The organism is Synechocystis sp. PCC 6714 (assembly GCF_000478825.2).
In the GTDB taxonomy this organism is placed as follows: Bacteria; Cyanobacteriota; Cyanobacteriia; order Cyanobacteriales; family Microcystaceae; genus Synechocystis.
This window is the reverse complement of record NZ_CP007542.1, coordinates 1,732,301-1,755,955: the sequence shown is the minus strand read 5'-3', so window position 1 is coordinate 1,755,955 and position 23,655 is coordinate 1,732,301. Positions and strand designations below refer to the sequence as shown.

Annotated in this window: 23 protein-coding genes and 1 pseudogene; 12 read left to right on the top strand and 12 right to left on the bottom strand. The window is 48.6% G+C overall.

Features of this window, described 5'->3' with window-relative positions; genetic code table 11:
• Positions 1-83 precede the first annotated feature (83 nt).
• Positions 84-992: a LysR family transcriptional regulator gene (locus D082_RS07925; protein ID WP_028948179.1), complete on the bottom strand. Its 909-nt coding sequence runs from the start codon at positions 990-992 to the stop codon at positions 84-86.
• 111 nt (positions 993-1,103) lie between these two features.
• Between D082_RS07925 and D082_RS07920 the strand changes: the two genes are divergently transcribed.
• The 6 genes from D082_RS07920 (at position 1,104) to D082_RS07895 (ending at position 4,992) form a co-directional block, all read left to right on the top strand.
• On the top strand, positions 1,104-1,481 hold the full coding sequence (locus D082_RS07920) for a hypothetical protein (RefSeq protein WP_038530511.1): 378 nt from the start codon (positions 1,104-1,106) through the stop codon (positions 1,479-1,481).
• Positions 1,482-1,564: 83 nt separating this feature from the next.
• Positions 1,565-2,221, top strand: coding sequence for a peroxiredoxin-like family protein (locus D082_RS07915; RefSeq protein ID WP_028948181.1), 657 nt, complete (start codon positions 1,565-1,567; stop codon positions 2,219-2,221).
• Between the two features lie 37 nt (positions 2,222-2,258).
• Complete coding sequence (locus tag D082_RS07910) at positions 2,259-2,741, top strand: hypothetical protein (RefSeq protein WP_028948182.1); 483 nt, start codon at positions 2,259-2,261, stop codon at positions 2,739-2,741.
• Between the two features lie 121 nt (positions 2,742-2,862).
• The gene (locus D082_RS07905; RefSeq protein WP_028948183.1) at positions 2,863-3,567 is read left to right on the top strand and encodes a DUF4079 domain-containing protein; all 705 of its coding nucleotides are present in this window, start codon (positions 2,863-2,865) and stop codon (positions 3,565-3,567) included.
• Between the two features lie 18 nt (positions 3,568-3,585).
• A complete protein-coding gene (locus tag D082_RS07900) occupies positions 3,586-3,939 on the top strand; it encodes a cupin domain-containing protein (protein WP_038530507.1) in 354 nt (117 codons plus the stop codon).
• Positions 3,940-3,942: 3 nt separating this feature from the next.
• Positions 3,943-4,992 (top strand): DMT family transporter, encoded by a 1,050-nt coding sequence (locus D082_RS07895; protein ID WP_028948185.1) that lies wholly within the window; start codon positions 3,943-3,945, stop codon positions 4,990-4,992.
• A gap of 102 nt (positions 4,993-5,094) precedes the next feature.
• Here the strand turns inward: D082_RS07895 and D082_RS07890 are convergent, their stop codons facing one another.
• Positions 5,095-5,598 (bottom strand): hypothetical protein, encoded by a 504-nt coding sequence (locus D082_RS07890; protein ID WP_028948186.1) that lies wholly within the window; start codon positions 5,596-5,598, stop codon positions 5,095-5,097.
• A 112-nt stretch (positions 5,599-5,710) separates the two neighbouring features.
• On the opposite strand from D082_RS07890, the gene D082_RS07885 reads away from it, so the two are divergent.
• Positions 5,711-8,401, top strand: coding sequence for a chloride channel protein (locus D082_RS07885; RefSeq protein WP_028948187.1), 2,691 nt, complete (start codon positions 5,711-5,713; stop codon positions 8,399-8,401).
• Positions 8,402-8,413: 12 nt separating this feature from the next.
• Here D082_RS07885 and D082_RS07880 read toward each other — a convergent pair whose 3' ends face one another.
• A complete protein-coding gene (locus tag D082_RS07880; protein ID WP_051738765.1) occupies positions 8,414-8,659 on the bottom strand; it encodes a hypothetical protein in 246 nt (81 codons plus the stop codon).
• A 353-nt stretch (positions 8,660-9,012) separates the two neighbouring features.
• Here D082_RS07880 and prfB point away from each other — a divergent pair.
• Positions 9,013-10,132 (top strand): peptide chain release factor 2 gene (gene prfB, locus D082_RS07875; RefSeq protein ID WP_144428725.1). Its coding sequence is split into 2 segments (ribosomal slippage): positions 9,013-9,090 and positions 9,092-10,132, totalling 1,119 coding nucleotides; the frame shifts between segments, so codons are not numbered across the junction.
• Here the strand turns inward: prfB and cbiB are convergent.
• The 3 genes from cbiB to D082_RS07860 are packed head-to-tail and all read right to left on the bottom strand — an operon-like array spanning position 10,082 to position 13,546.
• Positions 10,082-11,110, bottom strand: a complete 1,029-nt coding sequence (gene cbiB, locus D082_RS07870) for an adenosylcobinamide-phosphate synthase CbiB (protein ID WP_028948190.1) — start codon at positions 11,108-11,110, stop codon at positions 10,082-10,084. The two genes, prfB and cbiB, sit on opposite strands and share 51 nt — an antisense overlap.
• Positions 11,110-12,315 (bottom strand): serine hydrolase, encoded by a 1,206-nt coding sequence (locus D082_RS07865; protein WP_028948191.1) that lies wholly within the window; start codon positions 12,313-12,315, stop codon positions 11,110-11,112. Before D082_RS07865 ends, cbiB begins: the two co-directional genes overlap by 1 nt.
• Positions 12,316-12,349: 34 nt before the next feature.
• Positions 12,350-13,546 carry a Coenzyme F420 hydrogenase/dehydrogenase, beta subunit C-terminal domain gene (locus D082_RS07860; protein ID WP_028948192.1) on the bottom strand — a complete coding sequence of 399 codons (1,197 nt, stop codon included), beginning with the start codon at positions 13,544-13,546 and terminating at the stop codon, positions 12,350-12,352.
• A gap of 15 nt (positions 13,547-13,561) precedes the next feature.
• On the opposite strand from D082_RS07860, the gene D082_RS19310 reads away from it, so the two are divergent.
• Positions 13,562-13,684 (top strand): hypothetical protein, encoded by a 123-nt coding sequence (locus tag D082_RS19310; RefSeq protein WP_255356942.1) that lies wholly within the window; start codon positions 13,562-13,564, stop codon positions 13,682-13,684.
• Positions 13,685-13,698: 14 nt separating this feature from the next.
• On the opposite strand, the gene D082_RS19020 is transcribed toward D082_RS19310, so the two are convergent.
• From D082_RS19020 to D082_RS18550, 3 genes and pseudogenes are all read right to left on the bottom strand, one after another.
• On the bottom strand, positions 13,699-14,556 hold the full coding sequence (locus D082_RS19020) for a thiazole synthase (RefSeq protein ID WP_304413397.1): 858 nt from the start codon (positions 14,554-14,556) through the stop codon (positions 13,699-13,701).
• A 90-nt stretch (positions 14,557-14,646) separates the two neighbouring features.
• Positions 14,647-15,672 (bottom strand): annotated as a pseudogene (gene thiO, locus D082_RS19015) (glycine oxidase ThiO); the annotation flags it as partial.
• A 66-nt stretch (positions 15,673-15,738) separates the two neighbouring features.
• Positions 15,739-15,876: a hypothetical protein gene (locus D082_RS18550; protein WP_158506501.1), complete on the bottom strand. Its 138-nt coding sequence runs from the start codon at positions 15,874-15,876 to the stop codon at positions 15,739-15,741.
• Here D082_RS18550 and ruvB point away from each other — a divergent pair.
• Positions 15,875-16,951: a Holliday junction branch migration DNA helicase RuvB gene (gene ruvB / locus D082_RS07850; protein ID WP_028948194.1), complete on the top strand. Its 1,077-nt coding sequence runs from the start codon at positions 15,875-15,877 to the stop codon at positions 16,949-16,951. The two genes, D082_RS18550 and ruvB, sit on opposite strands and share 2 nt — an antisense overlap.
• A 63-nt stretch (positions 16,952-17,014) precedes the next feature.
• Here ruvB and ligA read toward each other — a convergent pair whose 3' ends face one another.
• The 3 genes from ligA to sir form a co-directional block, all read right to left on the bottom strand.
• Complete coding sequence (gene ligA / locus D082_RS07845; protein WP_028948195.1) at positions 17,015-19,024, bottom strand: NAD-dependent DNA ligase LigA; 2,010 nt, start codon at positions 19,022-19,024, stop codon at positions 17,015-17,017.
• Positions 19,025-19,106: 82 nt separating this feature from the next.
• Positions 19,107-20,033: an EfeU/Ftr1 family ferrous iron transporter subunit gene (locus tag D082_RS07840; protein WP_028948196.1), complete on the bottom strand. Its 927-nt coding sequence runs from the start codon at positions 20,031-20,033 to the stop codon at positions 19,107-19,109.
• A 45-nt stretch (positions 20,034-20,078) separates the two neighbouring features.
• Positions 20,079-21,986, bottom strand: coding sequence for a sulfite reductase, ferredoxin dependent (gene sir, locus D082_RS07835; RefSeq protein ID WP_028948197.1), 1,908 nt, complete (start codon positions 21,984-21,986; stop codon positions 20,079-20,081).
• Between the two features lie 204 nt (positions 21,987-22,190).
• Here sir and D082_RS07830 point away from each other — a divergent pair, with 204 nt between their 5' ends.
• Complete coding sequence (locus D082_RS07830) at positions 22,191-22,922, top strand: hypothetical protein (protein WP_238546889.1); 732 nt, start codon at positions 22,191-22,193, stop codon at positions 22,920-22,922.
• Complete coding sequence (locus D082_RS07825; protein WP_028948199.1) at positions 22,919-23,563, top strand: hypothetical protein; 645 nt, start codon at positions 22,919-22,921, stop codon at positions 23,561-23,563. Before D082_RS07830 ends, D082_RS07825 begins: the two co-directional genes overlap by 4 nt.
• Positions 23,564-23,655: the final 92 nt, after the last annotated feature.

The window sequence follows — 23,655 nt, the reverse complement described above, 5'->3', positions numbered from 1 at the left end:
CCTTGATTTTTGAAAATCATAATTAGATCCTAATAGTTAAAACGATCTTTATTTGCTAATTCTTAAAAGTTTCCATTGATCTACTAAGCACCATAGTCAGAAACCCAAGGATCTAGCTTAAATTCTTCCCGCAAAAAATCAATAAAACAATGAACTTTAGCAGGATAAAAGCGACTGCGACGATAGACTGCATAAATGGGAAAAGGTACTGGTTGATAATCCTGTAAAACAACTTTGAGATCTCCTCGGTAAATATCTTCTCCAAACATCCAAATGGGGGCGATTGCAATGCCTAAACCTGATAAAACTGCGGCTCGTACGGCAACGGAGCTATTGGTTTGAAAACCACCTTCAACATTGATCCTAATAACTCCATTTTTTCCATGGAAGTGCCATTCATTGATGGTGGACAAGGAAGTATAGACAATACAATTATGATTGATTAATTCTTCCGGTGTTTTCGGTGCCCCTGATTTTTCAAAATAACCAGTGCTAGCCACCGTTACACGACGGGTGATGCCGAGGCGATCGCCAATTAAAGCATTATCTTGAAGACCACCGATGCGAATAGAAAGGTCCAACCCTTCTTGCACCATATCCACAAAATGATCCACCATCATTAAATCTATTTTAACCTGGGGATAGCGAGTGATAAAGATTTTTAAACGAGGCACAATTTGCATCTCGCCGAATAGTACTGGACAGCCCAAACGTAAAATGCCTGTGACTTTTTCTTTCCCAACTACACTAGCTTCTGCTTCGGCAACCGTTTCTAAAATTTGCTGACAGTATTGATAATATTGCTTTCCCTCTTCCGTCAGATTGAGGCTTGTCGTAGAACGGGTGATTAACTGTACCCCTAGATATTTTTCCAGGGCGGCGATTTGTTTGCTAATGGTTGGTTGTGTCGTGTGCTGTTCCCTCGCTACGGCGGAAAAGCTATTCATTTCGATCGCCCGAACAAAACTTTGCATACAAGCAAGACGATCCATGGAGGCACCTATTCCAACTTGGCATATAACCTATTCTATTTTGCCTGCTTCCCATTCAAAAAAAAATGAGGGAGGATAATTTTGTCAATGATTCCTATGATCGGAAAATCGATGTTAAAACTCAAATTTCCGAGTCCTCTTTGGGCTCCCCTTGCCTTGGCCAGTGTGATTACCGCGGGCAATGTAGTCCTCCCTGGCTTTTTACCCCAAGCCCAAAATCTGGCGATCGCCGCTCCTCCTTCGGCCAGCCAAGAACAAATCGAACTAATTACCGTTACTAAAGGAAAAACTGGCAGTGGAGATCAATTACGACGCTTTTTCTACGGGGATCTAGAACCTCTGGGCGTTCAACCGGGAGGGGCTGGTATGGTTGTCAATCTGTACAGCAAAAAGAATGATGTTACCTTTTCCTACTGTGCAACCTATGACGTGGTGGTGGCGGTAAAAAAAGGTAGAGTTGCCATGTTTCCCGCTGATGAAGTCAAGTAACCCCTTGATAATCCGTTCAATTAGGGCAATCTTTACGGGATATGATAGCTTATAGCCTCCATATTTCCCCATAAAGAAAGATTGTGAATTTACAAATTGAACTGTATAAGTTTCACCAAGAGTCTTTGCAAAAAACAACTTCTGAAAGGGCTGCTGTTTTTTCGGCCTTCATCCAAGGTTTGCGTGAGGAGTTTACAAACCGGAGGCAGTTAAGGATAGGCGATTTTGCTCCTGATTTTACCCTACCGAATACCCAGGGAGAATTAGTGAGCCTATCTGAACAACTAAAACATGGCCCTGTCCTACTCAAGTTTTTTCGGGGTTACTGGTGTCCCTATTGTGGTTTAGAACTACGAGCTTATCAGAAGATTGTTAATAAAATTAGAGCCTTGGGAGGGACAATTCTGGCCATTTCTCCCCAAACCCTAGCCGCTTCTCAAAAAACCATTGATCGTCATGATTTGACTTACGATCTCCTCAGCGATCATGGTCTGCAAACGGCCCAGGAGTATGGATTAGTTTTTACTGTTCCCGATGCTGTTAAACAAGCTTATTTACAATCAGGCTGTGTTATTCCCGAGCACAATGGTATAGACGCATGGTTACTACCTGTCCCCGCCACATTTGTAATTGACCGCCAAGGCCATATTGCTCTGGCCTATGTCAATGTGGATTTTCGTATCCGCTATGAACCAGAGGATGCGATCGCCATTTTACTGTCTCTTTTTGTTGACAATTGACCCAATTTTCTTTTCTTAATTTAAGGAATTGAACCCCATGAATCTTCGTCCTCTTATCACTTCTTTGTCTGCTTTGGCCATTTCAGCAACCTTTTTGCCCCTGGCCAATTTCCCGGCCCAAGCACAAATGACGATGCGTTTTACGACTCCCTTTGTCACGGACTCTGGCTTTGTGGGAGCCGCCGGGGATATGCACTACATTACCCTAGCGGTTACAGGATTTTCCCTAGAATCCACAACCATTGGCTTACCCATTGACATGGGGCGTTCCATTGAAATTAAGGCTTTTGATCCTAAGGGCATGGAAATTCCCAGCACCCTAAAAACATCTCCAGAGGGAATAACCATTGATTTTAATCAACCCGTTGACCCTGACACCTATGTAAGACTGCAACTATCAGGGGTAGATATGTCGCGGATGGGGGGCCGGGCCCTTTATCGTGTCAGCACCAAATTACAGGGCATCGAAGGAGACGTTCCCATTGGTTCGGCAATGATTCGCTTGAAAGACCCCAGCTAATCTTAGATATTACTGATGGCACTGTCGTGTTATTAATGGCCGATGATTGCGGGACAACCAATGCTTAACGGTTCGCTTTTACTCCCTTGAATGTTGTTTACTAAACTCGGTGATTGTTCTGATGATGGACTTTCAAGATGCCTGGGCTTTGTTACATCCCGCGATCGCCATTATTGTGGTTTTTCCCCTGTTGGGCATTGTGCTTAATCGTGCTTTGCTCACCCGTCAACGGCGTTTAGCAACCAAAGCAGGAGAAAAAAGTAAAATTCCCCCGGTGGTTGGCACCGAACACGTGGCCGTCGGCCGATACCTCAGCATGGCAGTGGTGGGGGTTACTTTTTTAGGATTGGCCTATCCTCTTTTTTCTAAATTTATTAATAATAATGTTATTTCCCAGGAGCCTTTGCGGGTTTTCTTAGTGATAGCCCTATTTGCCTTAAGTATCGCCTCTTTTGTTTTTCTTTTTCGAGCTAAAACAAAACTTTGGCGGGGCATCTTTTCTGTTTTAACAGGAATGGGAATAGTACTTTTAGGGTGTCAGCCTGAAATTTATCGTCGAGGCCATGAGTGGCTGATTTCTCATTTTTATTATGGGATTTTAGCCGCACTTTTAATGATTTTCTCAGTGGCCACTACCCAAGATATTTATCAAGATCGTCAAAATCGTTGGCGCAATGCCCACATTATCATTAACAGCTTTGCCTTATTACTTTTTATCGGTCAAGGTCTAACTGGAGCCAGGGATTTGCTGGAAATTCCTCTCCATTGGCAAGCGCCCTATATTTATCAGTGTGATTCTGTCAATAAAACCTGTCCTCAGCCTTAATAAAAAGGAATTTTTAAAATGGATAATGGACGAATCTTTAATTTGGAAAAAATAGCTCGTTTTTCTGAGCAAGCCGCAACGGTAACCCCAGTGATTGAGACGGAGGATTCTAGTATCGCTGTTTGGGCAGTTCGACCCCAGCAGGTGGTTCAGCCCCATTCCCATCCTGATGGTCAGGATACCTGGGTAATGCTCCAAGGAACCTTAACCTATTATTTAGGAGATGGTCACAGTCAAATTTTGCAGGAAGGGGAAGTGGCGATCGCCAAAAGAAATGAAGTCCATGGGGCCATTAATCACAGTCAGGAAAATGCAATTTTTGTTTCTATCTATTCCGCTCCCTCCATTGGTTATCAAAAGGAATCGGCATAGTAAATGAAACCTGTCTTTTCCGGCTTTCAGGCTTTTTTAAAGCAGGTTCCTAGCCCGATTTATCTTGCCCTTGCCGTTGTTATCTTTTCGGCCGCTAATGCTGTGACTACTCGTATTATTCAGTTAGGTCAAGCCTATACAATTGATGGTCGTAATCCCATTTCCCTCTGTAATGTTCTTTTTGTCGGTAATTTATGCGCCTTGGGTTTAATGATCTTGATTTTTTACCCCGATTGGCAGTTCCGGCAATTTACAAAAATAATCAGAAAAGACTGGTGGTTATTAACCATTACGGCTATTTTGTCGAGGGCGATCGCCCCTGGGTTAATGTTTACGGCCCTGGGGCAAACCAATGTAACTAATGTGGTTTTAATTGGAAGACTAGAACCTATTTTTACATTAATTTTAAGTATCTTCCTGCTCAAAACCTCCGTCAATTGGCTTAGCATCGTGGCAGCTTTGATTTCTTTTTTCGGAGTCGGTGTTACGGTTTTTTTGGGAGTTCCTGAACCCACCAAGATGGTTATGGGTTTTAATTTTGGACTGGGGGAAAGTTTAGTGGCGATCGCCGCCTTCATTTCAGCCGTCACAACGATTTTGAGCAAACAACAGCTACAATCTATTCCCGTAAGTATTTTTACTGTTTACCGTAGTTTAGTGGGAACTTTTGTCTTTTTTTGGATGGCAGTTATTCTTTACGGTTTTCACCATTTCGCAGACGTTTTTGCGCCAATTCTTTGGCAATGGATGCTAATCTATGCCGCCATCATTGTTGTTCTTGGTCAACTAGCTTGGCTAGCGGGTCTCAGAACCGCAAGTTTTATCCAAATTAATTCAGCAAGTTTAGTCACTCCCATTCTTGCCATTATTTTTGCCTACCTAATTTTAAAAGAAACGCCCACCCAAGCTCAATATTTAGGCGGCGCCCTTCTACTATTGGGGGCAATAATTAGTTTTATAGACAATCTACACGTATCAAAACAGGAACAATCAGTAACACCTTTAAATCCTCGCCAAGTAATGGACACGGATATGGGTTTTCGAGGACTTTAGACAAGCTTGATTAAAATTCAGATTGCTTTGATTTGTTTTGCAATGGCCAGTAGATTTGGTTTAGTTCTAGTCACAAATATTTTGGCTAGTATGGGTTTCAGCCTAATCAAAATAGAAAAGGGTGACCAGCTTTCTCTGTTCCTCTGCCTCCGCACAGGTCTGCAACAACGTATGACTTTCGTGAAAAGCAAAGCAAATCAACTGTTGACAACGGTTGACAATTTCCCGGTTACAAATTGTGCTAGCTTCCCCCAGGGAAAGACTATCGTTTTCCGTATTTTCCACCAGGTGAACTACCTGGCCCAATTGATTGCGGGACTCCCTGGGTTGGCGGTCTAGGCTCTGGGGCAAAATCACCGTGAGCAGATTGGGGTCAGCCCGCATAGCCCCCTTAATTACGGCGGAATTAGTGCCCGTAGCACCGGAGGTGACCAGGTGATTACCCCCCAGCACTAACGCATAGCTCATCATTTCGATCAACTGTTGGTGGGTGATCGGCACATGGCGGGACCCCAATAGGGCAATGCGTTTAGAACCAGTTTGCTGAATGGCGGCCAGTTCCTGCGCTAAGGTATCTAGGGTGGGGATATTAACAACTTGGCTCAAAGATGCTCTCTTCAAAGGCTGTGGTGACCGCTGTTATTGTAACAAACTGATTGCCGGATGGCGATGGTGTCCCTAAAGTTTGCCCTAAAACTGTTCTAGTAATTCTTTCTCCATGGCTTGGTTCCCCCTTTGGCAACGGTGGCAACAATGGTTACGATCCCGACATTATGGCCGCACCGCCATTGATAGCCGCTATGCGATCGCCGAAGCCTGCATAATTGGATTTGTCTCGGCCCTGGCGGCATTGTTGATTAAAAGTGGGGTCAATTGGTTGGGGTCCAATCGTTTGACCCTGGCAGATACCTACGGTGCCATTTGGGTATTGCCCTGTTTTGGCTTGGTGTTTGGCAGTTTAGCGGGGTTATTGATTGAGCAATTTTCCCGACCAGCGGCGGGGGGGGGCATTCCCCAAGTTAAGGCGGCCCTGGCCCGCTATCCCATTCCCCTCAATTGGCAAGTGGCCCTGGTGAAGCTATTGGGCACAGTGCTGGTGTTGGGTGGGGGCATGACCCTGGGACGAAGGGCCCCCACAGTGCACATCGGAGCGGCCTTGGCGGCCCAGTTGAGCCGTTGGTTCCCCACTTCCCCAGAACATCGACGGCAGATGATTGCGGCCGGAGCGGCGGCGGGGCTAGCGGCGGGGTTCACCACCCCCATTGCTGGGGTTCTATTTGTGGTGGAAGAGTTGATGCGGGATGTGTCAAGCTTAACCCTGGAAACGGCGATCGTTGCTTCCTTTGTGGGGGCTGTCACTTCCTTGGCCCTCCAGTCCAGCGACCTAAATTTTACCCACAGCCTGGGCAATAGTCCGGAGGTGCGTTTCACCAGTGCAGAGATTCCCTTTTATTTATTACTGGGGGTTCTGGCCGGTATTTTGGGAGTTTTGCTCAACCGCAGTATCCTCAGCCTGCAAAACTGGCAAAGGAAACTCAATATTTCCCTGGTTATCCGCATTGGTACTGTGGGGTTAATTTCCGGGGTGGCGATCGCCTTATTGCCTAGCTTTTTTCGGGACAATGCGGGGCTGAGGGAATTTGTCACCTCCGGGGAACTGAGTTGGCGTCAGGTGATTTTGACCCTGGTGGCCCATTTTGTCTTGACTATTTTGGCCTACAGCACCGATGCGCCGGGGGGATTGTTTGCACCAGCGTTGGTGATGGGGTCAGCCCTGGGTTACCTCGTAGGGGAATTCGGTAGCTACTGGCAAGACCAGATTACCCAAACCACCTTTGCGTTGGCGGGCATGGGGGCGTTTTTCACCAGTGTGGTGCGGGTACCGGTGACGGCGATCATCATCGTCTTTGAACTGACCGGCAACTTTAATGTGGTACTGCCCCTGATGGTGGCCTGTGCCACATCGTACCTAGTGGCGGAAAGTCTCTTTCCCCGCTCTTTATACGATCATTTGCTGGAAACTAAGGGAATTTTTTTAACGGAGGAGAAACCGGACCACGATTTTTTGGCCGATATCCGCGCCCACCAGGTAATGAAAACGGAAGTGGAAAGTTTGGAGCAGAGTTTGACCTTAGCCCAGGTTTTGCCAATTATGTCCAATTCCCATCACCGGGGTTTTCCTGTGGTACAGGGGGACAAACTGGTGGGGGTGTTTACCCAAACGGATTTGGCCAATGCGGCCCAGGAGTCGGTCCATGTTTCTCTGCAACAAATTATGACCCCCAACCCGATCACGGTGGACCCGGAAGCTTCCCTGGGGGATGTGCTGTATTTACTCAACCGCTATCAACTTTCCCGTCTGCCGGTGGTGGAAGGGGACAACAAATTGGTGGGTATTATCACCCGTACCGACATTATTCGGGAAGAAGTGAGTCAACTGGGGGGACAAATTATTCATCCTCCCCATCCCGCCTATAGCGTGTACCAAACTCGATCGCCATTGGTGGGGGAAGGGCGCATTTTACTACCTATCCGAGACCCTGCCAGTGCTTTAGTTTTGTTTCAAATTGCGGCGGCGATCGCCAAAAAGCAGAACTATGAAATTGACTGCCTACAGGTGGTGAAGGTATCCAAGGCCCAGCCACCATCGGTGCAGAGGGTGCAATGGCAAAGACAACGGCAACTGATGCAAAAGCTGGAACGCATGGCCCGTCACCAAGGGGTACTACTCCATACGGAAATCAAACTTGCCTACAGTGTTAGCAACACCATCCTTGACACTATCCAGACCCGCCATAGCGACCTATTGATTCTGGAATGGCAGGGGGAAATGCCCATTGGGGGGCAAATTTTCGGCAAAATTACCGATCGCCTCATCGACCAAGCCCCCTGTTCTTTATTGATGGTTAAACAGGGCACCAACAGCCATGCCTATCCCCGTTACCTATCTCCCATCGCCCATTGGCTTATGCCCGTGGCGGGGGGCCCCAATATCGAGCAGATGTTAAACCTATTGCCGGCCTTATTTTCCCTCTACTCGGAAGAGAATAATCCCCAACTACTAATTTCTAAAGTGTATCTGCCCCGCCAATCGGAGCGATATGACCCCTTTTACGATCTCAAAGTTTTAGCAGAACGGTGGACAGAACAGTTGCAGCGCCCCATTATTCCCATCCCTGTTTGTTCCACTTCCGTTGCCGATGCCCTCAGTGACCTGGCGGAAATGCGTCAATGTGCGGCGATCGTGCTGGGGGCCAGCCGGGAAGGCCTACTGAAAAATGTCATCCACGGCAACCTACCTACCCAAATTGCCAGCCAAACCAATACTACGGTGTTCATTTTTCGGGGGCCAGTGGACTCTTCTAACCAAGAGGTGGTCCCTCCCCTGGCCCAGGATCTGAGTGGATAATACCAATGCCAATTAGCAGTAAAAATCCCCGCGGTCCAGAACCACCTGCCCGTGGTCCGGCACCCAAGCAACCCAAGTGGTGGATGAATCCTGGCAAAGTAACTTAGCTTGGTCGAAAGCGTAATCTCCGGGGGACCGAAGCAATTTCACCCAGGTGTCTCGGTTATACGTAATCTGACAAAAAGCATGCCAACCCACCGCCATTTCATTGACCGGCATCGAGGCCTGGACGTTCAACAGGTTTGTTTGTGGTGACATAAGTCCTCTCCGTTTTACTAACCAGCAAAATTGCACAGAAAACTTTCCCTACCCAACCTTTAAAGGGTTTTGTCTAGCACCCATTTGCCTGACCCTTGCAATAGATTCCCCAAAACCGGGGCCATGGAGGGGAACAAACCTTAAGACTCTGCTGACGATTCCCTAAATAGCTTGGAAGCTAAAGGAATAATTTCTGTATCTATATTTACAAAATGATAGGGATGATAATTTGATCCGCCAAGCAAAATTAACAAATCTTGACACAAGTGATAACTTTTGTTGATGGATAGCCTTCGATGCAGGGAAAACCCAATGGCCATATACTTGGGTGAGCATCAAGAACGTTTTTGCCAATGCTCACTGAATTAACAGACTTAAAAAGAAGCCTAGAGCTAATCTCTTCTCGCCTGGGGCAAACCCAGGACTATCTTTGACCTGGCAGGATTAAAAGCCAAAGTTCAAGATCTAGAGCAGTGTGCCGCCCAACCAGACTTTTGGGACGATACAGACCAAGCTCAAAAGATTCTCCAAACTTTGAACGACACCAAATCCCAGTTGCATCAATGGCATACTTGGCAGCAAAAGTGGCAGGATAGTCAGGCGATCGCCGAGCTTTTAGAATTAGAAAACGATGAAGCCCTGCTCACAGAGGCGGAAGCTACCCTAGAGCAATTACAAAAAGAATTAGACCGTTGGGAATTACAGCAATTACTGTCTGGGCCTTACGACGCTAAAGGGGCGACTTTAACCATCAATGCCGGAGCTGGGGGCACCGATGCCCAGGACTGGGCGGAAATGCTGTTGCGGATGTACACCCGTTGGAGCGAAAAACAGGGTTACAAAGTTCATTTAGCAGAAATTTCCGAGGGGGATGAGGCGGGCTTAAAATCCGTCACGTTGGAAATTGAAGGGCGTTATGCCTACGGTTACCTCAAATCGGAAAAGGGCACCCATCGCTTGGTGCGTATTTCCCCCTTTAATGCCAACGGTAAACGTCAAACCAGCTTTGCCGGAGTGGAAGTTATGCCTTTACTGGGGGAAGAAGCAATTAATTTGGACATTCCTGATAAGGATTTGGATATTTCCACCTCCAGGGCCGGGGGTAAGGGAGGGCAAAATGTTAACAAAGTGGAAACCGCTGTCCGCATTGTTCACCTACCCACAGGTTTAGCTGTCCGTTGTACTCAGGAACGTTCCCAGTTACAAAACAAAGAAAAGGCCCTAGCTATCCTCAAAGCTAAGTTATTAATTGTGCTGGAGGAGCAACGGGCCCAGGCGATCGCCGAAATCCGGGGCGATATGGTGGAAGCGGCCTGGGGCACCCAAATTCGTAACTATGTTTTTCACCCCTACCAGTTAGTTAAAGATTTACGGACCAATCTGGAAACCACCGATGTGAGCGGCGTCATGGACGGGGAATTATCAGATTTTATTGAGGCTTATCTCCGCCATAGTACCCGCTTGGATAGCTAGTATTACTGTTAACCCCAACAATAATTGCCAAAGAAAAACCGTGCGGGAATACCACAAACTTTGGGCAATTTTGCCTATGCTTAAAGGTTCAATGGCATCCCCCAATAGGGGCTTGCTTTTCAACACTCCTTGGTAATAGTTATCACCCCCTAGTTGTACGCCTAAAATGGCGGCATAAACCGCTTCACTCCGCCCGGAATTGGGGCTGGGATCTAGGGGGCCATCCCTGTCCACAATGGTTAAAATTGCTTTGGGTTTGCCTGATAACATTGCCAACATCAACACCGTTAAACGACAGGGCAACCAAGTTAAATAATCCTCCAGGCGAGCACTAAACCAACCTAAATCCGTATAGGGTTCCCGTTTATACCCCACCATGGAATCGAGTGTACTGGCCGCTTTATAGGCGATCGCCAAGGGCCAAGGACCAATCAAAGGGAAAAGAGTGCCCAAAAGTGCATAAAACAAAGGACTAGTGACCCCATCCACGGTGTTTTCCGCCACACTTTCCACTGTAGCCCGCAGGATTTCTGTTTCTGATAAATTATCCGTATCCCTGCCCACAAATAGAGCTAATTTTTGTCGAGCAGCGTTTAAATCTCCTACTTTTAAAGGATCAAGTACTGACCGGGCCACCTGGGCCAAACTATGGCCAGCAAAACAACTTGCCATGCCAATTATTTGCACAAATATTGCCAAAATAGGGGAGATTTTTTCGGTTAAATAAACTACTAACCAGGCTAGAAAGCCACTACCAATAATTATTTTTAATCCTAAAAAAATACCCCATAAACGTCGAGTATTTTTATTATTAACTTTACGGATAATCAACTGGCTACCAAAGTTAATAGCTGAACCAATAAATTCCACTGGATGTCGCCAAGATTTGGGATCCCCTAGCAGAAAATCCAACAGCGAAGCCCCCCCTAGAATAATTAAACCAATCAGCGGCAAAAAACTCGGATCTTCTGCCATCATTATTTGCTCTGGCAAACTAAATTTGGTTGGTCATCCAAGAGGGCTTGATAAACGCCGGTTAAGAGAGGTTTAACATTATTATTTTGGTCGTTAACAGCACTATTAAACAAAGCAGAAATAATTACTTCATTACAGGGAAAATAAAGATAAAAAGAACGATGGCCAAGGGTTTCCCCCTGGTAGAACCAATAATGCCCCCAATCTTGGTCGTAACCTTGGACAACCCCCAAACCAAATCCCCTCGGTTCTTCCGCGGTGGTGCCTGTAATGGGTTCGCCGGTGCTGAGGGAAACTATTTGGGTTAACTGTTTCTTTTGCTCCAATGACAGTAACTTATCTTCCACAAACAAAGCTCTGACCCAACTAATAATATCTTGCGTATTCGCCACTAGACCCCCTGCTGCTCCTGCCCATGAAAGATTGCCATTGTCCACCGATCGCCCTGTTAATTCAGGGTTCGTGTAGGGGTTAAAATTATTCCCGTCCACCATGCGAGCTAAAATGACCGGGGGATAACTGGGAATGGGATAAAAAGTGTTGTCTAGTTGCAATGGTTGTAGAATTTTCTCATCAATTAGTTCAGCATAACTTTGACCATAAACCTTTTCTAAAATAAGACCGCCCAAGGTGTAAGCGGTGTTGGTGTAGCCATACCCAGTATTTAGGGGCGGAGCCGGCAAATTGGGCTGGGGATAAACCACATCTACCAATTCCTTGTCCTGCCAAATGCGCTCTGGACTTTGCACAAAGCTATAGTTAATGGTGGGACTATCACTGTAGTTGGGTAATCCAGAAGTCATATTCAATAGTTGGGTAATGGTTACCCCATTCCAGCGTCCATATTCCGGTAGGTAAGAGGTAAAATCATTGTCTAAACTAACTTTTCCTTCCATTTCCGCCTGCAGTAATAATACTGAAGTGAAAGATTTGGTAATACTACCAATTTGAAATAAGCTTTCTGAATCTATGACAGGACTATCCGCTTCATGGCTTTTTGTCCCCACCACATAGGTTTTGATTGCCCCATCCCCTGCTTTAGTAGATAACTGAATAGCACTAAAAAACTCATCATTTCTGTAGGTTTGATAATGTTTGTCCAGGATAGCTTGAACCTTACCATCAACTACTGATTCTCCCCAGGCACTGCCGGTGGATAGGATGGAGAAAAACGCCAATGTACCGCCCAGAAACAGAGACTTTTTCATAGCTTATCTTTAACTTTATTTTAATCAGGTGTATTTATTGCTGAGGGAGTTTATACTGCTCAACAATTTTTTTCGCAAAGGGAGGCACGTGATCCGTTAACTTTTCCGGATGGTTCCGTTTAACGTATAGGTAATTGCGGGTGAAGTGGGAATCAATGGAAAAGCGGGCATATTCCAGACCTGTGGGACCAATCTTATCAATCACTAAACCCATTATTTTTGCCACCCACATGGGCAATGTCACTGCTTTATCGTAGGCTGTGATGCCCTGTTGCACCGCCTGATGGCGATCGCCAGTGGAACTTACTTGGCCGATATGTAATTGATCCTGCACCAGGTCTAACATTTCCTGCCCTGTTTGATTGCGTACCACTAACCATTGCCAACCGAAGGGAGCGCCCATATAACCGACCACAAGATCCGCTAAGCCATTGACGTAATCGAAACAACTCATGCAGGAAGGGGCAAAAACTTCCTTTAACTGATTAGTTTTTAAGCCAAAGAACGGCACTAATTCCGTCGAACCATCTTCGTGCTTGAAATGCACCCGAAAATCCTGCATAAATTCGTAATACACCACTGTATCGGGGGATTTGCTGGTGGTTTCTAAAAATTTCTGTAGTCCCGCCCGGGACACGTTATCCACACAGGGGGTGCCCAGCACATAGAGTTTTTCTAAGCCTAATTGTTTTTCCACCGCCCGCAGAGCTTGGATTTGGCAACCGACACCGATAACCAAGAGCCTTTTCATGCCGGACTTTTCCACTTCCTCCAGCACCGACAAATTGGGGGATAACGTGGGTTTATTGACCTTAGCCGCTAGTACTTCCGCCGGAGTTCTGGCGATCACCACCTGGGGCTGAAAACGATCCTCCGGGGTATTTTGCACACATACCACCCCTTCCACCAGGCCTTTATTTAACATTTCACAGCCAATGGTGCTGACAATGCCCGTCCATTGAGCGCCGGGGATGGGTTCTTTTTTTTGGGCGGTGAACATCTTTTCGTGCACCCCAAAGTACACCTCATCTTCTTTGCCTAGATCCCGATGGCGGCCATGGGTTTGTTCCTCCAGGTGGTCAAATTGCTGGTTGATGAAAGCGCAGGCTTCTTTGACGTAGTGGATGTAGTAAGTGTCGCAGAGGCCACAATCGCTACAGAGTTCTTTCGCGGGGCGCGCACTACCGGGTTTAAGACCTTTGGCTTTCTGGTGGGGGGCAGGAACGGTCATGGAAAAGTGGGAAATTTGCAAAAAGTTCTGGCATTAACGCCATTCCCCAAGGTAGCGCAAAACCAGGGGCCCACCCATTGGCGATCGCCATTGTTGGCCATAGGTGAAACGGTTTTTTCCACCCCAGAGGAAGGGTAAGGGCAATTGAGAAATTAGCTGACCAGCCCAGTGAGGGGAGAACTAGCATTGGCCTTCGCTTTAATGGGCATCCTCCCCGATAAATAGGCCAACCGACCCGCTTGGGTTGCCATGGCCATGGCCTTAGCCATCATTACCGGATCCGCCGCCATGGCGATCGCACTGTTGATCAACACCGCATCAGCCCCCATTTCCATGGCCTGGGCCGCTTCACTAGGAGTGCCAATACCGGCATCCACCACCACGGGAACTTTGGAATTTTCAATGATGATGGCAATGTTGGCAGCGTTACGAATACCTTGACCGGAACCGATGGGGGAACCGAGGGGCATCACCGTAGCACAGCCCACTTCTTCTAGGCGTTTAGCCAGTAGGGGGTCAGCGTTAATGTAGGGCAGTACGGCAAAACCTTCTTTGACCAACTGTTCCGCCGCTTCTAGGGTGCCAATGGGGTCGGGTAACAGGTATTGGCTATCGGGAATTACTTCCAATTTAATGAAATTATTGTCTTCCTGCCCCAATAGTTTGGCCATTTCCCGCCCCAAACGGGCCACTCGAATGGCTTCCTCCGCAGTCTGACAACCGGCGGTATTGGGTAACATCCAAATGGTAGACCAGTCAATGGCTTCCGCTAATCCCTCATGGCCTGGGGCATTGGTTTGCACCCGCCGCACTGCCACTGTCACAATCTGACAACCACTACTAGCTACGCTGTCCTGCATGGTAGTTAGAGAAGGATATTTACCAGTGCCGGTCATTAAACGGGAGTGGAATTTACGGCCGGCAATTTCCAGCAGATCCTTACTCTCCTCTAACTTGTCGGAAGCGTGGGGCAAAGAATGGTTGGTAACGGAGGTAAACACGGCAGTCATAGGGCGACAGGGTAAAGCGGGGGGGTTAGGGGTGAGTAAACGTTGGGAATTAAAGACTTTGATGAGGGGGGAAACGTTCTGGTCAAGGATTAAATCGCTGATCAAAGCGGCGGTGATGGGGGCGAGTAAAATGCCGTTGCGGTAATGCCCGATCGCCAAAATGAGATTATCACAGGGGCCATAGCCCAAAAAAGGCTTTTCATCGGGGGTGCCGGGGCGAAATCCCCACCAAAAATCTTCAATGGGCCAATGGGCCAGGGCGGGAAAAAGTCGAATAGCCCGACTTAACAGAGTTTGAATGCCCTGGGGCGTATTATGGGGCTCCCAGTCCACCTGCTCGGAGGTAGCCCCCACAATTAAACGGCCATCCCGCCGGGGCACCAGGTAGGTTTGGGGACCAAAAAGTACCCGTTGCAGGGGATAGGGCTGATGAGTTCCCGCTGGCATCCGCAGGGCCAGCATTTGTCCTTTTACCGGGAATATCGGCAGGGGCAATAACTCCTTGGCCCAGGAACCATTGGCTAACACATACCTATCCGCTTGGAAAGACCCCTGATCCGTCAACAGTGCCGTTACCTGGCTATGGCGTTGGGCGATCGCCTGGACAGTGACCCCTTCTTGGATGCGTACCCCCAGGGATTGGGCGGCTTGCCTGAGGGCACTAACTAATTTACGGTTATCCACCTGACCGTCATCGGGGTGCCACCAACCGCCGATTATCTCTTCCCCCAGGCCCGGTTGGTAATAGCGGATAGTTTCCCCGTCTAACCAAGGACTACCACTGACACTAGAACCATTGCCATGGGGTGCTTCAAACACAGGGGACAGGATGCCGCAGGGGTTATAACCCGTTTCCATCCCCGTTAACTGTTCTAATTTTTCTACCCATTCCCCATAGCGCCAGCGGGAGGCTAAACAAAGTTCCAACATGGGGCCTGGGGCAATTTGTTCCGCATGGGGGGCTAACATCCCCGCCGCCGCGTGGCTAGACGCCTGGGCAAAGTCCCGACTCAGCACTGTGACCCGTAACTGTCTCTGTTTTAATTTCAGTTCAACGGCGATCGCCAAACCGATGATGCCACCGCCAATAATGAGAACGTCACTGGTTGTTTGCATAACCTTAAAAAATCAACCCCTGAATGCTTTAAAGCCCTGGGTAAATGGGGGGAGAAGTACCTAATTTCAGGTTAGCGGATTATCGAGGGCCGGAGGCTTTTTTGCTTGGATGTTCCGAACAACCGGACGGCGATCGCCAATGTAGGATGGGGGGATACTGACTAAAACTGACTCGAGCTGAGCCTTTGCTTTTCCCTGCGCCATGGCCATTAAACGTTCTGGTAACAATAATCTTTCTCCCAACGTTAAGTCCGACCTTCTTTCCCCGGAAGTTATCCCCCAGGAATGCAGTCTCAGTCCAGAGTTGGACCAGCAAGAGGCATCCCTGCGGCCCCAAAGGTTGACGGATTACATTGGCCAACGGGATCTCAAACAAGTGTTACGCATTGCCATTCAGGCCGCCCAGGGTAGGCAAGAGCCGATCGACCATCTACTGTTGTACGGTCCGCCGGGGTTGGGTAAAACCACCCTAGCGTTAATTTTGGCGGAGGAAATGCAGGTGCGTTGCAAAATCACTGCGGCTCCGGCGTTGGAACGGCCTAGGGACATTACGGGACTACTGCTAGCACTGCAACCGGGAGATATTTTGTTTATCGATGAAATTCACCGTTTAAATCGCCTCACGGAGGAATTGCTTTACCCTGCCATGGAGGATTTTCGTTTAGACATCACCATGGGCAAAGGGCAAAGTGCCAAAGTCCGTAGTTTAAATTTGGCCCGGTTTACCCTAGTGGGGGCCACCACCAAGGTTGGTTCCCTCACTTCTCCGCTACGCGATCGGTTTGGCTTAATTCAAAGATTAAGATTTTATGAATTAGATGAGTTGCAACAAATTATTCTCCGCACCGCTGGTTTATTGAATGTCCCCATCTCCCCGGAAGGGGCTAAGGCGATCGCCATGCGGGCCAGGGGCACCCCCCGTATTGCTAACCGTTTACTCAAAAGAGTGCGGGATTACGCCCAGGTAAAACAACAACTGGAAATTACTCCGACCTTGGCTTCGGAGGCATTGGATTTATACCAAGTAGATAAACGGGGTTTGGATTGGACAGACCGCTTAGTTTTACAAACTTTAATTGAACAATTCCAGGGTGGCCCTACAGGTCTAGAGGCGATCGCCGCCGCCACGGGGGAAGATGCGAAAACCATTGAGGAAGTGTACGAACCCTATCTGCTACAAATCGGTTACCTGGCCCGCACTAGCCGGGGCCGCATTGCCACCACCGCCGCCTACGAACATTTGGGGTTAACTCCGCCCAATCCCCTTCTGCCGTGGTAAGAAGTTAATCGGCATAACCTAGTCTGGATTTAATCTTGACCAGGCATGATAGTTTGCGAATACTTAATTCCCTAGGATTTCTAAAAATTCCGCCTCCGATAGTAATCTGATACCCAAATTTTCCGCTTTGGTTGCCTTACTACCGGGTTTTTCTCCTAACAGAACATAGTCGGTTTTGGCACTCACAGCACTGGTTACTTTCCCGCCCGCTTGTTCAATTAATTGCTGAGCTTCCAAGCGACTTAGATTAGGCAAAGTTCCCGTCAACACAAAGGTTTTCCCTGCTAATTGTTTGGTTTCCATTGGGTTTTGGTCCACTCCATGGTCCGCCAGTTGCAAACCCAACTCCTGTAAATCCGCCACCAATTTTTGATTACTGGGGTTACGGAACCAGTTCACCACGGCTTCGGCAATTTCTGGCCCGATGCCATAAACCCCCTCTAAGTCGGCAAAACTAGCCTGGCCTAACCTTTCCACTGTGGGAAATTGTCTGGCAAGGGATTTGGCATTAACTTGTCCCACATGGCGAATGCCCAGACCGAATAAAATACGACTCCAGGGTTGGGTTTTGCTGGTTTGAATAGCGCTAATTAATTTTTCTGCAGACTTTTGGGCAAAGCGTTCCAGGTTTAATAACTGCTCCACCTCTAAACGATATAAATCGGCAACGGAGTTGATCAAGCGATTTTCCAACAGAGCAATGACGACCTTTTCCCCTAGCCCTTGAATATCCAATGCATTGCGACTAGCCCAATGGATTAAACTTCCCTGTAGAATGGCGGGGCAGGAGCTGTTCACACAACGGGTTACCGCTTCTTCCAACGGTTTTACCAATGGTGAGCCACAGGCAGGACAATGACTGGGAAAAACGTAGGGATTAGTATTTGCGGGGCGCAATTCCCCTAGAACCCGTACCACTTCGGGAATAATTTCCCCCGCTTTGCGGATAATCACCGTGTCCCCCACCCGAATGTCTAATTCCTGGATGCGGTCTTGATTGTGTAACGTTGCCCTTTGCACCGTTGTCCCTGCTAAATGTACTGGTTCCATCACCGCTAAAGGGGTTACAGCTCCGGTGCGCCCCACATTAACTTCAATGGCTTTAACCACTGTGGGGGCCTCTTCGGCGGGATATTTTAAGGCGATCGCCCAGCGGGGAAATTTTTGGGTGAAGCCTAACTCGTTTTGCAATCGGTAATCATTGATTTTCACCACCACCCCATCGGTCATATAGGGCAAACGTTGGCGGGCCCCTTCCCAATCTTGAAAATATTCCACTACCCCATCCAAATTGATGCAAAGCTGACAATGGGGATTGACCAGAAAACCGGCTTCTTTTAGATATGCCAACGCTTGCCATTGACTCTGGATTTGTTCTCCTTGTCCCGGTAAATGGAGAGTATAAGCAAAGAATTGTAGCCGTCTTTGGTGGACTATTCTGGGGTCCAACTGCCGGAGAGTACCAGCGGCCGCATTGCGGGGATTGGCAAATAAACTTTCTCCCTCGGTTTCCCTTTGCCGATTAATGCGATCAAATTCCTGCAAAGGTAAAAAGACTTCTCCCCGCACTTCCACCCTGGGGGGGGGGTTATCTAGATTTAACTTTAGGGGAATGGAACGAATGGTTTTGATATTCTGGCTAATTTCTTCCCCGGTGGTACCATCTCCCCTGGTGACACCCCGCACCAGCAGACCGTTTTCGTAGGTCAAGGCGATCGCCGAACCATCAATTTTTAGTTCACAGACATATTCCACTGCTTCAATTTCTGGGGTAATCCGTTGCCACCGTTCTTGCCATTGCCGTAGTTCCCCCACGTTAAAGGCATTTTCGAGGCTGTAGAGGGGAATATGATGGGCAACGGACTGGAATTGACCGGCGGGCTGTTCCCCCACCCGTTGGGTAGGACTATCGGGGGTGATTAGCTCAGGATTTTCCGCTTCTAGCCTTTGTAGTTCCCGGTAGAGTTGGTCATAAACGCTATCCTCCATGGTGGGAGCATCCAACACATAGTAGGCGTAGCTAGCTTTTTGGAGTTGTTGGCGCAGTTGCAAAAGGCGATCAACGGTGGTCATTGTTGGATTGGTTGAAGGAAAAGCTTCGTCCCCCATTGTCGGGCCGTAGTAATTCATACTTTCTGGTCCCGTGGCGGGTTGACTAGGACTTTTGAGCCATGGCAGTGGAAGAATCTTTCTGGCCAGCTAAACCCCGGAAATAAAGACCACCAATGACGCTTAAAAAAATGCCATAGGCGATCGCCTGGAGTAGGTAAAGGTGATCTCTGTAACCGGCGAGGGTTTTAAGCACAAGGCCGGGAAATTGATTATCCGGTAACCAGGGGGCCAAATTCCACAACTGGGGCCCCAGGAGGCAGGAATCGCCGGGAACAAAGCACAGGTAATCTAGGCCCAGATTAGCCAGACCCATCATACTGACGGCCAAATCAAGGTTTTTTAGCACCCCAATCACCAGTCCCCCGATAATAATCAGCAACAGGGTACCCATCACCTGGAAAAAAAGCCTCAGATTAAGTTTGACCCCAAGGCGGAAAATTAAGAGGGCTATCCCCACCGCTGTGGCAATGCCCGCCAGGGCCGCCCCGATCGCCGCCGGATTGGCCATATTTTGTTGGGCCGCTAGGAATAGCACCATTTCAAAGCCTTCCCGCACCACCGCAATGAACACCACAATGGCAATGGCTTTGCCTCCCCCTTCCTGTTCCACCGCTTGGTCAATCTGTCCTTGGATTTCCCCCCGCAGAGAACGGGCTTGGGTGGTCATCCAGAGCAACATCCAGCTCAGCATCCCGACGGCGATCGCCCCCAACAGAGCTGCCAAAAGGGCTTTTAAAATGGGGGTGTAGGGCCCCGGTAACCGTTCAACTCCCTGCAATACCCCTGCGAGGAGGCAACCGACTAGCACACTAGCTACCACGCCAGCACTAATGCCCCGGTACACCCAGCCTTTGAGTTGCAGTTGGCGGGCCTGGGCGAGACAAGCTAAAACAATGCCCACCACCAAGGATGCCTCCAGGGCTTCCCGCAGGGTGACAATGAAAATGGGTAAACCGGCGGCAAAATCCATCTTCTTAATCGGTTATTACAATGGTGGAATAAATAAACAAAGGTATTATTTGCCCAGGTAGGCGGTGAGGGCCTCCTGAACGATTTGGTTCATGGGGCAATTATCCCGCTCAGACCGGGCCTTAAGCTGGGCATACATTTCATCGGACAGACTAACTCGGCGTTGGTTTTTGCGGTTTTTATTACCCTTGGCCGGCACCGTGTAACCCTGGCTAAATTCCCGTAGGGCGGTGAAGCCCACCCGATGGCAAAAGTCCCCAAAACTTTCCTTCGCTTTGCGATTCTGTTTGAAGAAGACAAATAGGGGTTCAAAAAAGCTTTCTAGCTGTTCCAGGGGCATTTTTTCCGTGTAGGCTTCGGCCAAACGTTCCTGGTGGGGACTCCCCGCCAGCCATACTTGGTAGGTGTTAGGGGCACTACCGACAAAACCAATTTCCGCCATGTAGGGCCGGGCACAACCGTTGGGGCAACCGGTCATCCGGGTGACAATGCTCTCGTTAGGTAAATCCAGGCTATTCAACAGATCCCGTAGACGGGCATTGACGCTGGGCATAATTCTCTCCGACTCGGTGACCGCTAGGCCACAGGTGGGCAGGGCGGGGCAAGCCATGGAGTAGCGTACCAGGGTGTCGATCGCCTCCGGGTCAGTGACTACACCATGCTGTTGAAAAATTTGCTCGATCGCCGCTTTATCCTGGGCATTGATGTCGTAGAGCAGGATATTGTGGTTGGCGGTGAGGCGCAGGGGCAACTGGAACTGGTCCACCACTTTGCGTAGGGCGGTTTTAAGCTGGAAATCCCCTTCATCTTTGATGCGGCCATTTTCCACCGACAGACCGAAAAAGAGTTTGCCGTCCCCCTGTTCGTGCCAACCGAGGTAATCTTGGTAACGCCAGGCCGGCAGGGGCTTAAAGGATTGGAACGGTTTGCCTAAATACTTTTCCACCTGTTTGCGGAATTTTTCTACTCCCCAGTCCGCCAACAGATATTTCATCCGAGCATGGCGGCGGTTATGGCGATCGCCGTAATCCCGTTGGGTGGCCACAATGGCTTTGACCAGATCGTAAACATCATCTTTCCCCACGTAACCAATGGGGTCAGCGGCCCGGGCAAAGGTTTCTTCCTTATTGTGGGTCCGGCCTAAACCACCACCGGCCAATACATTAAAACCCCGTAGCTCCCCATGGCGATCGGTGATCACCACCAAACTAATGTCGTGGGTATAAACGTCGATGGAATTGTCCCCCGGCACAGTGACGCTAATTTTGAATTTGCGGGGCATGAACTGTTGGCCGTAAATGGGTTCCTTGGGGTCATCCAGGTTAGTTCCATTGAGGGCTTTTTGCCGGGCTGCTTTAACTTCCGGGGCTTCCTCCGCACTAATAACTTTTTCCCCATCGAGCCAAATTTCGTAATAGGCACCACTCTGGGGACTGAGCAAGTCCGCCACCTTATTGGCATAGTCCCAGGCATAGCCATATTCTGGTTTATCCCGAAAAGGAGCCGCCGGAGCCATCACGTTGCGGTTAATGTCCCCACAGGCCCCTAGGGTAGAACCCAAATTATTCACCACCGTGGCGATCGCCATTTTCAGATCTTTTTTGACAATGCCATGGATTTGCAAACCTTGCCTGGTGGTCACCCGGAGAGTTTGGTTACCGTGGGTTTTGGACAGATCATCCAGGGCGGTGTAGAGTTGGGCCGGAATGAATCCCCCCGGATTGCGGGTGCGGAGCATAAACTGATAATCCTTTTCTTGCCCCTTAACCCGATTGTCCCGATTGTCCTGCTGGTAGGAACCGTGGAATTTCAAAATTTGGACAGCATCGTCCGTAAAATAGTTAGCATCATTCAACAGTTCGGTGGCCAGAGGTTCCCGTAAATAATTGCTTCTTTCCTTGATGCCTTCTACCTTGGACGGTTTACGGGGGGCAGCGGTGGGGGTGGTTACCATTAACTCTCTCTATGTAATCGACGGGAAAATCGTCCGTGGTTAATCCACAGAAAACCCTATTTTAACTTTAATAGTGGGCGAGAGATACCATTCCCCCGGTCAAGCGGCGATCGCCAAACAGTTTACTATGGCCGGACTTAAGAACAGCAAAACCGATTAAATTTCAGCTAACTAGCTTAATATTGACCACAATCAGTCGCTTTTTTGCCCCTTGGCCCCCAAGTTGCCGCCCGTCGCCCTCCTCTCCGCCAAATGTTAAAAATTCTGCAAACACTACTCATCGGTGCCCTCGCACTTTGCCCCAGTATGGCCCTGGCCGGGGTGCCCAACGGGACTTGGTTATCCCAACCCCAAATCCGTTTCTACGCTTCCCAGAATGCCCTGGATCAGGTGATGAAGGACATTCAAAGCCAGGGCTATCGCTTAGTTTTTTTGGATTTTCGGAGTGTAACCGACGAGGTACAAGAACAAGTTAGCCAGCAAGCCCGCAACCATAACCTCATTCCCATAGCCTGGATTCAGTCTCCCCAACACCGCTCCCTCACCATCGAGCAAATTATCAACGAAGCCCGTCACACCGATGGTTTACAGGTGGATGACCACTTCTTTGCCAACTATTCCGCCAGGGATTTTGAGCGTTTAGCCAACCAGTATCGCAAGTTTATTTTTTGCTCCATTCAACCTTTCCAAAGGAACCTCTTGCCCCGCTACGGTTGTAACCAGATTGATGTGCAATGTTATAGCTCTCCCACCTTTAGGCAATGCCTGAATTTAGCCAACCAACTTAATGCAGTGGTGAGTCTCTACGAAAAAGACACTTTTAAATATCGGGGACAAATCGGCGGAAAGACTTTTAACGTTTTCCTTTGGCCTTATACCAATCAGCGTATTTCCAACACGGGCAATTTTCGCGTTAGAGGTTTTGCAAATTTATGAAACTCCGTGGTGTTTATTCCTTGTTGGCTTTCACTCTACTGCTGGGACAAGCTGGTCAGGCAATGGCAGAAATTAATTGGATTGTCCGGCCCATCGTTGATCCCATTGATAACACCGTTAGTTGCGTGGGCATTTATCAAGACTATTCCCATCAGCTAAGTAAAGACCAACTGATTTTGTTTATCCCAGGGGAATTTGACAGCGTTGAACTCCAATTGAGTTACGGAGAAGCAAAACCCCCCTTGCTTTTGTCAGTCGGAGAGAAATCAACTTTTGGCGTGGTCATCAGCGGAGAAATCTTTACGGAATTACTCCAAGCCCAGCAGTTAACGGTCAAAGCCCATCAAGGAAGCACCACTGTCCAGGAATATAGCCTCAACCTAGAGGGCATGGCCGAAGCGGTGGCTACGTTGCGGACGGAAACCTGTGCCTCAGGGGAGATGTATAAATTTCCCGCCACATACTTTTTGCGCTACGAAGATCCTCCAGCGGATACCCCCCCCATGGGGGTGCCCAGATCCCCCGTCCAGCCTCGTCAGATCCAATTTCCTCCCCCTTCCCGTCAGGGCTTACCTGGTACTACCGGCGGTGGAGGCACTAGGGCGATCGATGATGGGGAAAGTCCCGAAACTCCTTTTTAAGGTTTGAGGATGGTTTGCCGAAATTCCCTCGCTGAAACTGACAATTTTTGGCCAAAGATAAGGAATTGGGTTGTACCGTATCAAATGGTGCC

Coding starts and splice junctions, on each gene's coding strand:
- D082_RS07925 (WP_028948179.1), bottom strand. CDS start 992: ATGGATCGTCTTGCTTGTATGCAAAGTTTTGTTCGGGCGATCGAAATG.
- D082_RS07920 (WP_038530511.1), top strand. CDS start 1,104: ATGTTAAAACTCAAATTTCCGAGTCCTCTTTGGGCTCCCCTTGCCTTG.
- D082_RS07910 (WP_028948182.1), top strand. CDS start 2,259: ATGAATCTTCGTCCTCTTATCACTTCTTTGTCTGCTTTGGCCATTTCA.
- D082_RS07905 (WP_028948183.1), top strand. CDS start 2,863: ATGATGGACTTTCAAGATGCCTGGGCTTTGTTACATCCCGCGATCGCC.
- D082_RS07900 (WP_038530507.1), top strand. CDS start 3,586: ATGGATAATGGACGAATCTTTAATTTGGAAAAAATAGCTCGTTTTTCT.
- D082_RS07895 (WP_028948185.1), top strand. CDS start 3,943: ATGAAACCTGTCTTTTCCGGCTTTCAGGCTTTTTTAAAGCAGGTTCCT.
- D082_RS07885 (WP_028948187.1), top strand. CDS start 5,711: ATGGCTTGGTTCCCCCTTTGGCAACGGTGGCAACAATGGTTACGATCC.
- D082_RS07880 (WP_051738765.1), bottom strand. CDS start 8,659: ATGTCACCACAAACAAACCTGTTGAACGTCCAGGCCTCGATGCCGGTC.
- cbiB (WP_028948190.1), bottom strand. CDS start 11,110: ATGATGGCAGAAGATCCGAGTTTTTTGCCGCTGATTGGTTTAATTATT.
- D082_RS07865 (WP_028948191.1), bottom strand. CDS start 12,315: ATGAAAAAGTCTCTGTTTCTGGGCGGTACATTGGCGTTTTTCTCCATC.
- D082_RS07860 (WP_028948192.1), bottom strand. CDS start 13,546: ATGACCGTTCCTGCCCCCCACCAGAAAGCCAAAGGTCTTAAACCCGGT.
- D082_RS19020 (WP_304413397.1), bottom strand. CDS start 14,556: ATGACTGCCGTGTTTACCTCCGTTACCAACCATTCTTTGCCCCACGCT.
- ruvB (WP_028948194.1), top strand. CDS start 15,875: ATGGCCATTAAACGTTCTGGTAACAATAATCTTTCTCCCAACGTTAAG.
- D082_RS18550 (WP_158506501.1), bottom strand. CDS start 15,876: ATGGCGCAGGGAAAAGCAAAGGCTCAGCTCGAGTCAGTTTTAGTCAGT.
- ligA (WP_028948195.1), bottom strand. CDS start 19,024: ATGACCACCGTTGATCGCCTTTTGCAACTGCGCCAACAACTCCAAAAA.
- D082_RS07840 (WP_028948196.1), bottom strand. CDS start 20,033: ATGGATTTTGCCGCCGGTTTACCCATTTTCATTGTCACCCTGCGGGAA.
- sir (WP_028948197.1), bottom strand. CDS start 21,986: ATGGTAACCACCCCCACCGCTGCCCCCCGTAAACCGTCCAAGGTAGAA.
- D082_RS07825 (WP_028948199.1), top strand. CDS start 22,919: ATGAAACTCCGTGGTGTTTATTCCTTGTTGGCTTTCACTCTACTGCTG.